The 12,512-nt window shown below is 68.2% G+C and carries 9 protein-coding genes; 4 read left to right on the forward strand and 5 right to left on the reverse strand.

Annotated features, from left to right (window positions below; genetic code table 11):
- The first annotated feature begins 54 nt into the window (after nt 1-54).
- The 4 genes from ACFYYN_RS04830 to ACFYYN_RS04845 all read left to right on the forward strand — a co-directional run bounded on the left by ACFYYN_RS04830 (nt 55) and on the right by ACFYYN_RS04845 (nt 5,963).
- A complete protein-coding gene (locus ACFYYN_RS04830; RefSeq protein ID WP_499513759.1) occupies nt 55-1,041 on the forward strand; it encodes an ABC transporter permease in 987 nt (328 codons plus the stop codon).
- Entirely contained in the window at nt 1,038-3,110 is a 2,073-nt protein-coding gene (locus ACFYYN_RS04835; RefSeq protein ID WP_500544675.1) for an ABC transporter ATP-binding protein, read from the forward strand. Before ACFYYN_RS04830 ends, ACFYYN_RS04835 begins: the two co-directional genes overlap by 4 nt.
- A 31-nt stretch (nt 3,111-3,141) precedes the next feature.
- A complete protein-coding gene (locus ACFYYN_RS04840; protein ID WP_500544676.1) occupies nt 3,142-4,839 on the forward strand; it encodes an ABC transporter family substrate-binding protein in 1,698 nt (565 codons plus the stop codon).
- 155 nt (nt 4,840-4,994) lie between these two features.
- A complete protein-coding gene (locus ACFYYN_RS04845; RefSeq protein ID WP_500544677.1) occupies nt 4,995-5,963 on the forward strand; it encodes a phosphotransferase enzyme family protein in 969 nt (322 codons plus the stop codon).
- Nucleotides 5,964-6,026: 63 nt separating this feature from the next.
- Here the strand turns inward: ACFYYN_RS04845 and ACFYYN_RS04850 are convergent, their stop codons facing one another.
- The 5 genes from ACFYYN_RS04850 to ACFYYN_RS04870 form a co-directional block, all read right to left on the reverse strand.
- The gene (locus ACFYYN_RS04850) at nt 6,027-7,139 is read right to left on the reverse strand and encodes an ABC transporter ATP-binding protein (RefSeq protein ID WP_499513755.1); all 1,113 of its coding nucleotides are present in this window, start codon (nt 7,137-7,139) and stop codon (nt 6,027-6,029) included.
- The gene (locus ACFYYN_RS04855) at nt 7,132-8,187 is read right to left on the reverse strand and encodes an ABC transporter ATP-binding protein (protein ID WP_500544678.1); all 1,056 of its coding nucleotides are present in this window, start codon (nt 8,185-8,187) and stop codon (nt 7,132-7,134) included. The genes ACFYYN_RS04850 and ACFYYN_RS04855 overlap by 8 nt, the downstream gene beginning before the upstream one ends.
- 11 nt (nt 8,188-8,198) lie before the next feature.
- A complete protein-coding gene (locus ACFYYN_RS04860) occupies nt 8,199-9,161 on the reverse strand; it encodes an ABC transporter permease (RefSeq protein WP_500544679.1) in 963 nt (320 codons plus the stop codon).
- Nucleotides 9,154-10,086, reverse strand: a complete 933-nt coding sequence (locus ACFYYN_RS04865; RefSeq protein ID WP_400798726.1) for an ABC transporter permease — start codon at nt 10,084-10,086, stop codon at nt 9,154-9,156. The genes ACFYYN_RS04860 and ACFYYN_RS04865 overlap by 8 nt, the downstream gene beginning before the upstream one ends.
- A 154-nt stretch (nt 10,087-10,240) precedes the next feature.
- Nucleotides 10,241-11,875: a peptide ABC transporter substrate-binding protein gene (locus ACFYYN_RS04870; RefSeq protein ID WP_500544680.1), complete on the reverse strand. Its 1,635-nt coding sequence runs from the start codon at nt 11,873-11,875 to the stop codon at nt 10,241-10,243.
- Between the last annotated feature and the right edge of the window lie 637 nt (nt 11,876-12,512).

Consider the following 12,512-nt stretch of genomic DNA (forward strand, 5'->3'; position numbering starts at 1 on the left):
GACCCACCGCACCCCTCCGCCGCCCCGAAACCGCGTTCCCAGGAGCCTCCACCCATGGCCGTCCAGACCCCCTCCGTACAACCTCCGGCGCAAGTGCCCGCCGCCGCGCCGGGCGACCAGCCCGCCAAGCGCCGCGCGAGCAGCCGGCTCCGGCTCACCGCCGTCCGCTTCGCGCGCAACCGCATGGCCCTGTTCGGCCTGGTCATGCTGGTCCTGCTCTTCCTGATGGCGTACGTCTCACCGCTGTTCTACAAGTGGGACTACACCGAACTCGACTTCACCGCCTTCCAGAAGCCGCCGTCGGCGAGCCACTGGTTCGGCACCGACCAGACCGGCTCCGACCTCTTCGCACTCACCGCGCGCGGTATGCAGAAGTCGCTGGTCATCGGCATCCTGACCGGTCTCATCTGCACGTTCGTCGCCGCCGCGGTCGGCGCCAGCGCGGGCTACTTCGGCGGCTGGACGGACCGTTCCCTGATGTGGGTGGTCGACCTGCTGCTGGTCATGCCCAGCTTCCTGATCATCGCGGTGCTGTCGCCCCTGTTCCAGGGCACCACCTGGCTGGTGTTCGTGGTGCTGCTGGCGGCCTTCAGCTGGATGATCACCGGCCGGGTGGTCCGCAGCATGACGCTCACCCTGAAGGACCGTGAATTCGTCAAGGCCGCCAAGTACATGGGCGTGCCCGCGCCGGTCATCATCTTCCGGCACATCCTGCCGTCGATGGCCTCGATGCTGATCATCGACGGGACGATCCAGGTCGGCGCGGCGATCATCGGCGAGACCAGCCTGTCGTACTTCGGCTTCGGCGTGCAGTCCCCCGACGTCTCGCTGGGCACGGTCATCGCCACCGGCACCCCGGCGGCCCCGTCCTTCCCGTGGCTGTTCTACTTCCCGGCCGGCTGCCTGGTGCTGATCTGCCTGTCCATCGCCTTCATCGGCGACGGCCTGCGCGACGCCCTCGACCCCAACTCCAGCGGCGCCAAGGCCCGCGCACCCCGCACCACCAAGAAGAGCACGTCCAAGGAAGGACGCACGTCGTGAGCGAGACGCCCCCCGCCCTTGAGGTCACCGACCTCCACGTCTCCTTCCCGAGCGAGGCCGGGCCGGTCAGGGCCGTGCGCGGCGTGTCCTTCTCCGTGCGTCCCGGCGAGGTCCTCGGCATCGTCGGCGAGTCCGGCTCCGGCAAGTCCGTCTCCTCCCTCGCGGTCCTCGGACTGCTCCCGGAGACCGCCGACATCAAGGGCTCGGTCAAGCTGCACGGCCGCGAGCTGCTGGAGCTGGACGACCGGGACATGACCGAGATCCGCGGCAAGGACATCGCGATGGTCTTCCAGGACCCGCTGTCCGCGCTGACCCCGGTCTACTCCGTCGGCAACCAGATCGTCGAGGCGCTGCGGATCCACCAGGACCTGGACAAGGACACCGCCCGCAAGCGCGCGATCGAGCTGCTGGACCTGGTGGGCATCCCGGACCCGGCGCGGCGCGCCGACGCCTTCCCCCACGAGTTCTCCGGCGGCATGCGCCAGCGCGCGATGATCGCCATGGCGATCGCCAACGACCCCGAGGTGATCATCGCCGACGAGCCGACGACCGCCCTGGACGTGACCATCCAGGCGCAGATCCTCGACGTCCTGAAGAAGGCCCAGGAGGTCACCGGCGCCGCCATCGTCATGATCACCCACGACCTGGGCGTGGTGGCCGGCTTCGCCGACCGGGTCCAGGTGATGTACGCGGGCCGCCCGGTGGAGACCGGGACCGTGGACGACGTCTACTACACCCCGCGCATGCCCTACACCATCGGTCTGCTCGGCTCGATCCCCCGGCTCGACGACGGCGGGCGCCACGCGCTGACCCCGATCGACGGCAACCCGCCCTCGCTGGTGGACCTGCCGACCGGCTGCCCCTTCGCGGCCCGCTGCCCCATCGCCATCGACGTGTGCCGGCGCATCGAGCCCGAGCTGACGGTGCGCGAGGGGGGCAACCACCCCACGGCCTGCCACCGCAGCAACGAGCTGGTGGCGGGCGGCTCCCTCGACCCCGCGACCATCTACCCGGTACCGCCCGTGCCGCAGGCCCCTGCCGACTCCGTGCCCCGCGCGGACCGCGCCCCGGTGCTGGAGGTCGACGGGCTGGTCAAGCACTTCCCGCTGCTCCACGGCGCGGTCATCAAGCGCAAGGTCGGCGAGGTCCGCGCGGTCGACGGCATCAGCTTCGACGTCCGCGAGGGCGAGACGCTCGGCCTGGTGGGCGAGTCGGGCTGCGGCAAGACCACGACACTGCTGGAGATCCTCGACCTGCCCTCCGGGCAGTCCGGCACGGTCACCGTCTTCGGCAAGGACATCCGGGGCCTGAAGGGCGCCGACCGCAAGGCGCTCCGCCGCGACCTCCAGGTGGTCTTCCAGGACCCGATGGCCGCGCTCGACCCGCGGATGCCGGTCGGCGACATCCTCGCCGAGCCCCTTAAGACCCACGGCTGGTCCCGGGACCGCATCGCCGCCCGGGTGCCGGAACTGCTGAACCAGGTCGGCCTCGACCCGGACCACGTGGACCGTTTCCCGGCGGAGTTCTCCGGCGGGCAGCGGCAGCGCATCAGCATCGCGCGGGCTCTGGCGCTGGAGCCCAAGCTGGTCGTCCTGGACGAGCCGGTCTCGGCCCTGGACGTGTCCATCCAGGCCGGTGTGCTCAACCTGCTGGACGAGCTCAAGGCGCGCATGAACCTGAGCTACCTCTTCGTGGCGCACGACCTGTCCGTCGTGCGGCACATCGCCGACCGGATCGCGGTGATGTACCTCGGCAGGATCGTCGAACTCGGTGCCGCCGAGGCCGTCTTCGAAGCACCCTCCCACCCGTACACCCAAGCGCTGCTCTCCGCGGTGCCGCTGCCCGATCCCCGCAAGGAGCGCGATCGCAGGCGCATCCTGCTCACCGGTGACCTTCCCAGCCCCGCGGACGTGCCGACCGGCTGCCGATTCCGCAACCGCTGCCCGAAGTTCGCCTCCCTCGACGAGTCCGACCGCGGCCGGTGCCGCGAGGAGGACCCGGCACCGACCGGACTGGCGGGCGACCACACCGCGGCCTGCCACTTTGCCGCCGCCGTCACCGTCGTGTGATTTCCCACCCCGTAAGAGGAGAGAGAGTCCGTTGAACAGAACACGTATGTCCGTCGCCGTGGTGGCGCTGGCCACGGCGAGCGCGCTGACCCTGACCGCGTGCGGCGGCGGGGACGGGAAGAGCGACGCCGCGTCCAAGAAGAACTCGGTGCCCAAGTCGAGCGTCAACAACATCAAGGCCACCGACCGCGACCAGCTCAAGCAGGGTGGCACCCTGAGGTGGCCGCTGGGCGAGATCGCCGAGAACTTCAACTACAACCAGATCGACGGCACCCTGGCCGACGGCTACGACGTCGAGCGCGCCGTGATGCCGATCATCATGATGTCGGACGCCACCGGCACGGTCACCCCGAACCCGGACTACCTGACCTCCGCCGAGGTCGCCGACACCGCCGGCAAGCAGGTCGTCACGTACAAGATCAACCCCAAGGCCAAGTGGTCCGACGGCACCCCGCTGTCCTGGAAGGACTTCGAGGCCAGCTGGAAGGCGCTGAACGGCAAGGACGCCAAGTACAAGATCTCCTCCAGCACCGGCTACGAGCTGATCAGCAGCGTCGCCAAGGGCGCCAACGACCAGGAGGCCGTGGTCACCTTCTCCAGCCCCTACGGTGACTGGAAGGGCCTGTTCAGCCCCCTCTACCCGGCCAAGGTCGTCGGCACCGCCGACGGCTTCAACACCGGCTACCTGGGCAAGTTCCCGGTCACCGCGGGCGCCTTCAAGTTCCAGGGCATCGACAAGACCACCAAGACCCTGACCGTCGTGCGCGACGACAGCTGGTGGGGCAACAAGGCCATCCTGGACAAGATCATCTACCGCGCGCTGGACTCGGACGCCACCGCCGGCGCCTTCGCCAACGGCGAGGTCGACTTCTTCAACGTCGGCCCCGACTCGGCCGCCTACAAGCAGGCCAAGGAGGTCAAGGGCGCCGACATCCGCAAGGCGGCCGGCCCCAACTACCGCCACGTCACCTTCAACGGTGCCCGCGGCGCGCTGAAGGACGTCAAGGTCCGCCAGGCCATCATGTCCGCCCTGAACCGGCAGGCCATCGCCGAGTCCGACCTGCAGGGTCTGGACTGGGACGCCAAGCCGCTGAACAACCACTTCTTCGTCACCAACCAGAAGGGCTACAAGGACAACTCCACCGGCATCGGCACCTTCGACCAGGCCAAGGCCAAGAGCCTGCTGGACGAGGCCGGCTGGAAGCAGAGCGGCGAGTTCCGCACCAAGGGCGGCAAGACCCTTGAGCTGGACTTCGTCATCCCGGCGAACGTCAGCACCTCCGCCAACGAGGGCAAGCTGATGCAGCCGATGCTCAAGGCGGTCGGCATCAAGCTGAACATCAAGTCGGTGCCGCTGCAGGAGTTCTTCGACAAGTACGTCAACACCGGCAGCTTCGACCTGACGGCCTTCTCCTGGCTCGGCACGTCCTTCCCGGTGTCGTCGACCAAGTCGATCTACGCCAAGCCCGTGGGTGACAACATCCAGCAGAACTACACCGGCGTCGGCAGCGACGAGCTGGACGCGGCCATGAACAAGGCCGCCGCCGACACCGACCCGGCCCAGGCGATCGACGACGCCAACGCCGCGGACCTGCTGATCTGGCAGCAGGCCAACCTGCTGCCGCTGTACCAGCGTCCCGACATCTACGCGGTGAAGAAGGACCTGGCCAACATCGGCGCCTACGGCTTCCAGGACCTGCGCTACGAGAACATCGGCTACCTGAAGTAAGCCGCGCCGGCTCCCGGCACCGCGTCCGCCCCGTCACCGCACCTCGGTGGCGGGGCGGACCGCTCTATATGCGTGGCCGAAGTGGGCGCCGCCATGGGACCGTTGACCGCCCCGCACGCCGCGGCCGGGTCTCCCGGCAGGACAGGATCCCCGCCATGCCCCTCGCGCGCTCCCGGCCCTTCGCCGACGTCTTCGTCCATTTCGGGGTGGCCGAGGGCGACCGTCCCGCCCGCTCGGTCCACCCGCACTCGCCGGTCTTCCGCTGCCGTGTGGCCGGTACGGAAGCGGCGCTGAAGAAGGCCGCCTCGCCGCAGACCGCGGCGGCGGCCGTCGCCGGCTGGACGCGCGCGCTGGCGGCGCGGGGCGTCCCGGTGGTCACCCCGCTCGACGGGCCGGCCGCGAACCCGGCCAGGATCGGCGAGGGGGACTGGGTGGCCTACCCCTGGGTGGAGGGCCGGCCCTACCGCGGTACGGAGGCGGACATCGAGGCGGCGGGCGACCTGCTGGGACGGCTACACGCCCACAGCGCCGACGGCCCCGCCGCGGTCCCCGCCTTCACCTGGCCGGACCACGAAGCGGCGGACCTCGAAGCCGAGCTCGACGCGCTGCGCCCCGCCCTGGCCCGCCACGCCCCGGCGGTCCGCGAGGCCGCGACGGCCCGGCTGGAGCCGTGGTCGCGGACCTTGATGACGCATCTGCTGCCCGCCCTGCGCGACGCAGGCCTGCCCCGTGTCGTCGCGTCGATGGACTTCAAGGCGAACAACCTGGTCTACGCCGAGGGCGGCCCGGTGCTGATCGACCCGGAGAACGCCGAGTACGCGCCCCGGCTGCTCGACCTCGCGCTGGCGCTGCTGCTCTTCCACACCGAGTCCCCGGGCGCCCCGCCGCGACCGTTCACGCCCGGCGAATGGGCGGTCTTCCACGACGCCTACCGCCGCCACTGCACGCTGACCGCGGCCGAGGTGGCCCTGTGGCCGGTGGCCGTGCGCTACATGCAGGTCGAGTGGGGCATCTGGACGCTCCTGGACGCCACGGAGAACGACGACTGGGCCGACCCGCACCAGGGGGCCTTCCTCACCGCTCTCGCGCTCGCCGGGCCGGACGGCCGCCCCGTACGGCCGTGAACACCCGAGGGGCGCCCGCACGGCAATCGTGCGGGCGCCCCTCGTGGGTGGTGCGGGTGGTGCTCAGTTCACCGCGTGGACGACGTCCTTCTCCTCGGCGAAGTGGCACGCCGACTCGTGCGCGGCCGGGGTGTCCTCGCCCTTGAAGCGCTGCGGGATGGCCAGCAGCGGCTCCTCGGTGGCACACCGGTCCTGTGCCTTCCAGCACCGGGTGCGGAAGCGGCAGCCGGACGGCGGGTTGGCCGGCGACGGGACGTCACCGCTGAGGATGATGCGCTCGCGGTGCTCGCGCGCCTCCGGGTCCGGCACCGGCACGGCCGAGAGCAGGGCCTGGGTGTACGGGTGGGTCGGGTGGTCGTAGATCTCGGTGTCGGTACCGATCTCGGCCATCTTGCCCAGGTACATCACGCCGACACGGTCGGAGATGTGGCGGACGATCGACAGGTCGTGCGCGATGAAGATGTAGGAGAGGTTGAACTCGTCCTGCAGCTTCTCCATCAGGTTGATGACCTGCGCCTGCACGGAGACGTCCAGCGCCGAGACCGGCTCGTCGCAGATGATGATCTCCGGGTTGAGCGCCAGGCCGCGGGCGATGCCGATGCGTTGCCGCTGGCCGCCGGAGAACTGGTGCGGGTACCGGTTGATGTACTCCGGGTTCAGGCCGACGACATCCAGCAGCTCCTGCACCTTGCGGCGCCGGTCGCCCTTCGGTGCCACCTCGGGGTGGATGTCGAAGGTCTCGCCGATGATGTCGCCGACCGTCATGCGCGGGTTCAGCGAGGTGTACGGGTCCTGGAACACCATCTGGATGTTCCGGCGCACGGCCTTCAGGGCGCGGCGGGACAGCTTGGTGATGTCCTGCCCCTTGTAGAAGACCTCGCCGGCGGTGGCCCGCTCCAGGTTCATCAGCAGCTTGGCGACGGTGGACTTGCCGCAGCCGGACTCGCCCACGATGCCCAGGGTCTCGCCCTGGTACAGGTCGAAGGAGATGCCGTCGACGGCCTTGACGGCGCCGATCTGCTTCTTGAAGAGGATGCCCTGGGTCAGCGGGAAGTGCTTGACCAGGTTGCGCACCTGGAGGATCGGCTCGCCCCGCTTGACCGGCTGGGCGATCGCGGCCTCGACCGCCGCCACCTCGTCGGAGACGGCCTCGTCGTTCTTGGTGACGTCAGCCATGGATCGTCTCCTTCCAGAAGTGGCACGCGCTGCCGCGGCCCGGCAGCTCGCTGCCGTCCTGCTCGGTCACCCGGTGCAGCGTGGGGACCTCGGTGCGGCAGATGTCCTGCGCCATCTCGCAGCGCGGGTTGAAGGCGCAGCCGGTGGGGATGCGCAGCAGGTTCGGGGGCAGGCCCTTGATCGCGTAGAGCTCCTGGCCCTTCTGGTCCAGGCGCGGGATCGACTCCAGCAGGCCCTTGGTGTACGGGTGCGCCGGGCGCTTGTAGATCTCGTGCACGGGCGCGGTCTCGACGATACGGCCCGCGTACATCACGGCGATCTTGTCCGCGACGTCGGCGACCACGCCGAGGTCGTGGGTGATGAGGATCAGGCCCATGTTGTACTCGCGCTGCAGGTCCGCGAGCAGGTCCATGACCTGCGCCTGCACGGTGACGTCGAGCGCGGTGGTCGGCTCGTCGGCGATGATCAGCTCGGGCTCGAGGGCGAGCGCCATCGCGATCATGATGCGCTGGCGCATACCGCCGGAGAACTGGTGCGGGTAGTCGTTGACCCGCTCCTTCGCCGCCGGGATGCGGACCCGGTCCATCATCTCGATGGCCTTGGCCTTCGCGTCCTTCTTGGACAGGCCCTGGTGGACCCGGAACATCTCGCCCAGCTGGTAGCCGACGGTGAGCACCGGGTTCAGCGAGGACAGCGCGTCCTGGAAGATCATCGCGATCTTGCGGCCGCGGATCTTCCGGCGCTCCTCGTTGGACATCTTGAGCATGTCCCGGCCCTGGAAGAGGATCTCGCCCTGCGGGATCTTCCCTGGCGGCATGTCGAGGATACCCATGATCGCCTGCGCGGTGACGGACTTGCCGGAGCCGGACTCACCCAGCACCGCCAGGGTCTCACCGGCCGACACCGTGTAGTTCACGCCGTTGACGGCCTTGGCGACGCCGTCCCGTGTGTGGAACTCCACGTGCAGGTCGCGCACTTCCAGCAGCGGAGCGGCGGCGTCCCCGGTACGGGGCGCGGGCACGTCCGCGTTCTTGTCGATGATGGTCACGTACGCCTCCCTCAGCGCAGCTTGGGGTCGAGGGCGTTGCGGACCGCATCGCCGAGCATGATGAACGCCAGGACCGTGATGCTCAGCATGATCGACGGGTACAGCATGATGTGCTGAGCCGTACGGATCTGCGCGGCACCACCGGAGATGTCCTGGCCCCAGGAGACCACGGACGTGGGCAGACCGAGGCCGAGGTAGGACAGGGTCGCCTCGGCCGAGATGTAGCCGCCGAGAGCGATGGTGGCGACCACGATCACCGGGGCGACGGCGTTCGGAAGGATGTGCTTCATCAGGATCCGGGTCGTGCTCGCACCCAGCGCCTGGGCCGCGTGCACGTAGTCGGCCTGCTTGATCGTGATCACCGAACCGCGCATGACGCGGGCGATCTGCGTCCAGCCGAGGAAGGCCAGGGCACCCGACACCACCCAGACGGTGCGGTCCGTGAAGGAGTTCAGGACGACCAGCGTGCCGAGCAGGAAGGGGACCGCGAAGAAGATGTCGGTGAGCCGGGACAGGATCGTGTCGACCCAGCCGCCGAAGTAGCCGGCGATCATGCCGACAAGGCCGCCCAGCACGGTGACCAGGACGGTCACGCTGATGCCGACCGTGATCGAGGCCCGGGTCCCGTAGATCACACGGGCGAAGACGCTGCGGCCCTGCCCGTCGTAACCGAGCCACCCCTCGGAGAAGACCTTCCCGTACTCGGGCTTGCCCAGGTAGTGGTTCCGCAGGTCGGCGTAGGTCGGCGAGGCACTGGTGAACAGGCCCGGGAAGACCGCGATCAGCAGGAGGAGCAGGATCAGGATGCCGGAGACCACGAAGTAGGGGTTGCGGCGCAGGTCCCGCCAGGCGTCGCCCCACAGGCTGCGCGCCTTCTCCGCCGCGGGCGCGGGCCCGGTGGCGGCAGCGGCGTCCGCGGCCGTGGCCCCCATCGGGTCCGCGTTCTCGACGGCGGTCTTGGTGACGTCAGGCATAACGGATCCTCGGGTCCAGGACCGCGTAGAGCAGGTCGACGAGCAGGCTGGTGAAGAGGAACACCAGCACGAGGACGGTGACGAGGCCGACCAGCGTGGTCCCCTCACGGCGCAGGATGGACTCGTAGATCGTGCCGCCGACACCGTGGATGTTGAACAGGCCCTCGGTGACGACCGCGCCGCCCATCAGGGCGCCGATGTCGGTGCCGAGGAAGGTGACGACGGGGATCATCGAGTTGCGCATCAGGTGCACACCGATCACGCGGCGCCGGGGCAGGCCCTTGGCGACGGCGGTCCGCATGTAGTCGGCGCGCAGGTTCTCGGCTATGGAGGTACGGGTCAGACGCGCCACGTACGCCAGCGAGAGGGCGGCCAGCACGATGGCCGGCATCAGCAGCTGGCTGTAGTTGCTGTCGTCCTGGACGTTCGGTGTCATCCATCCGAGCTGGAAGGCGAAGACCAGCTTGAAGATGAAGCCGAGGACGAAGACCGGCACCGAGATCAGCAGCAGGGTGAAGATCAGCACCATCGAGTCGGCGAGCTTGCCCGCACGCATGCCGGCCCAGACACCGAGGGCGATGCCCACGACCAGTTCGATCGCGAAGGCGAGCGAGGCGAGCCGGATCGTCACCGGGAAGGCCTCGCCGAGCACGTCCCGCACCGGCCGACCGCTGGCGATCTGGTTGCCGAAGTCGAAGTGCAGGATGATGCCCGTCATGTAATCCCAGTACTGCTTCAGGATCGGCTGGTCGAGCCCAAGGTCGTGACGGATCCGCGCCACGGTCGCCGGATCCGCGCCCTTGTCACCGAAGAGTGCCCGTACGGGGTCGCCGGGAAGGGCGTAGACCATGAGAAAGATGAGCAGAGTCGTCCCGATGAAAACCGGGATCATCTGGAGCAGTCGCCGCGCGACGTAACGCCCCATCGTGCCTCCATGTCAGTCGCTATGGCAGCAGAGATGGGCCCTTCCCCCGTCCTCCTCTTCGGGAAGACGGGAGAAGGGCCCCCCAGCCGTTGCCTGCACCCTGCGCGTCCGACGTCTCCGTCAGCCCCGCGCCGGCGTGCTCACTACGCGATGGTTACTTCTTGACCTCGACGCCGGTCAGGATCGGGTCACCGTTCTGGGCGTACTGGACGTTCGAGACGTTCTCCGAGTAGCCGGCGTTGACCTTGTAGTACCAGAGCGGGATGGCGGGCATGAGCTCGACCATCTTCTTCTCGGCGTCCTGGTAGTCCTTGACCGAGGCCTCGAGCGAGGGCGCGGTGTCGGCCTTCTTGATCAGCGCGTCCAGCTCCTTGTTGGAGAAGCCGGACTGGTTGCCCGCCGAGGTGGTGCCGTACAGGTCACGGATGAAGTTGGCGTTCACGGGGTAGTCGAGCACCCAGCCACTGCGGTAGATCGACTTGACCTCGTGGGCCTCGCGGGCATCCAGGTCGCTCTGGAAGTCGGCCTTGGAGTCGCCGGCGCACTTGATGCCGGTCGCGTTGGTGATGCTGTTGCAGACGGCCTCCACCCACTCCTTGTGGCCACCGTCGGCGTTGTACTGGATGGAGATCTTGTTGCCCGGGACGCCGCCGCCGGCCTTGATGAGCTCCTTGGCCTTCGCGGGGTCGTACTTGAAGACGTCGCCGCCCACGTTGTCCTGGTAGCCGAGAACGCCCTTGGCGACGAAGCCGGTGGCGGGCTCACGGGTGCCCTGGAGAACGGTCTTGGTGATGGTGTCGCGGTCGATCGCCATCGACAGACCCTGGATGACCTTGGGGTCGACGTTCTTCCACTGCTTGGAGTAGAAGGCCGGGACGATGGACTGGATGGCGGAGTACGCCTGGTCCACGGCGCGGTCGCCGAGGTCGTCGCGGTAGACCGGGAGGTCCTTCGGCGCGATCTGACGCAGAACGTCGACGTTGCCGGACTTCAGGTCCTCGTACGCAGCCTCGAGGCCGGTGTAGTTCTTGAAGATCACACCGCCGTTCTTCGCCTTGTCCGGGCCCTTGTAGCCGTCGAAGCGCTTGACCTCGATCTGCTTCTTGTGGTCCCACTTGACGAACTGGTACGGGCCGTTGCCGACCGGGTTCTCGCCCGCGGCCTTCGGGTCCTTGTAGAAGGACTCCGGCAGCGGCGAGAACACCTCGTAGCCGAGCTTGTACACGAAGTACGGGATCGGGGTGCTGAGCTCGATCGTGAAGGTCTTGTCGTCGACGACCTTCAGGCCGGACATGGTGTCGGCCTTCGGCTTCGCGCCCTCCTTCTCCGGGTGGACGTCGGAGAAGCCCTTGATGTCGGCGAACCACGACGCGTTGGTCTGGGCGTTGTTGATGTTGGCGGCCCAGTTCCACGCCTTGACGTAGGACTCCGCGGTCACCGGGGTGCCGTCGTGGAAGGTCCAGCCGTCCTTCAGGGTGACCGTGTAGGTCTTGTTGTCCTTGGTGTCCACCGACTGGGCGTTCACCATGACGATCTTGCCCTGGGGGTCGTAGTCCACGAGCTGTGAGAACAGCGAGCGGACGACGATGCTGCCGTTGGACTCCATGGTGTTGGCAGGCTGCAGGGGGTTCTGCGGCTCGCCGACCTCGACGGAGAACTTGCCGTTGGGGTTGACGCCGCCAGCGTCGTTCTTGCTGCCCTTGTCGCCGCCGCCGCCACCGCAAGCGGTAGCAGCCATAGCGACGATGATCGCACCTGCGACCCAAGTGGCGCTCTTGGCACCGCGCATGGGTTTGCCTCCTCAGGAGTCACTGTTCTTACGTGAAAGGGCCGGCCTCACTGACACCCCTGACAGTGATTCCGGTCACCTGTGCTCGTGAGTCGGCGCTCCCCATAAGCGCTTGGACCCATTGACCCGAGCTCAACGGCTCCAACTATCGGTCACGTTGGGCCTACGAACCACACACTTACGATCTCGTTTTGGTCACAACCGGTCCAAAACAATCCCGCAATTCGGACATTTAGATTGTAGACAGACACCGACGAAACGGACTTGTAACACAAGTACCGGTGAACGTCGTCCGGTATCCGGACGTCGCCGGACTGAAATCCGGTTGCCCTCAAAGCGCGTAGATTCCACGCGAATGTACGTGCCTGACGGGCCGACAGGGAACGAGCTGTCGCGCCCACGCCACTGGCGCAACCGCGACACATCGCCGCGCCGGGAACCGAACCGCGCGCAACGGGCGGAGCCCCGGTGAGTTCGGTCACAACCGGCCCGGAAACGGCCCTCGATGTGACCGCCCTCACGGAGAACGGCGCTCCACGCACACCGTGATCGACGTGGATGTCCCGTGATGTCGCATCCGCGCCGCACCCGTCCGGGTGCGGCCGCGAAGCGGCCCGGCGCCCCCGTGGGACGGGGA

Source organism: Streptomyces sp. NPDC001902 (assembly GCF_042891295.1).
Taxonomy (GTDB): domain Bacteria; phylum Actinomycetota; class Actinomycetes; order Streptomycetales; family Streptomycetaceae; genus Actinacidiphila.

What these genes read in the sequence shown, in the direction of transcription:
- ACFYYN_RS04830 (WP_499513759.1), top strand. Translation starts at nt 55, where the DNA reads ATGGCCGTCCAGACCCCCTCCGTACAACCTCCGGCGCAAGTGCCCGCC.
- ACFYYN_RS04845 (WP_500544677.1), top strand. Translation starts at nt 4,995, where the DNA reads ATGCCCCTCGCGCGCTCCCGGCCCTTCGCCGACGTCTTCGTCCATTTC.
- ACFYYN_RS04850 (WP_499513755.1), bottom strand. Translation starts at nt 7,139, where the DNA reads ATGGCTGACGTCACCAAGAACGACGAGGCCGTCTCCGACGAGGTGGCG.
- ACFYYN_RS04860 (WP_500544679.1), bottom strand. Translation starts at nt 9,161, where the DNA reads ATGCCTGACGTCACCAAGACCGCCGTCGAGAACGCGGACCCGATGGGG.
- ACFYYN_RS04865 (WP_400798726.1), bottom strand. Translation starts at nt 10,086, where the DNA reads ATGGGGCGTTACGTCGCGCGGCGACTGCTCCAGATGATCCCGGTTTTC.
- ACFYYN_RS04870 (WP_500544680.1), bottom strand. Translation starts at nt 11,875, where the DNA reads ATGCGCGGTGCCAAGAGCGCCACTTGGGTCGCAGGTGCGATCATCGTC.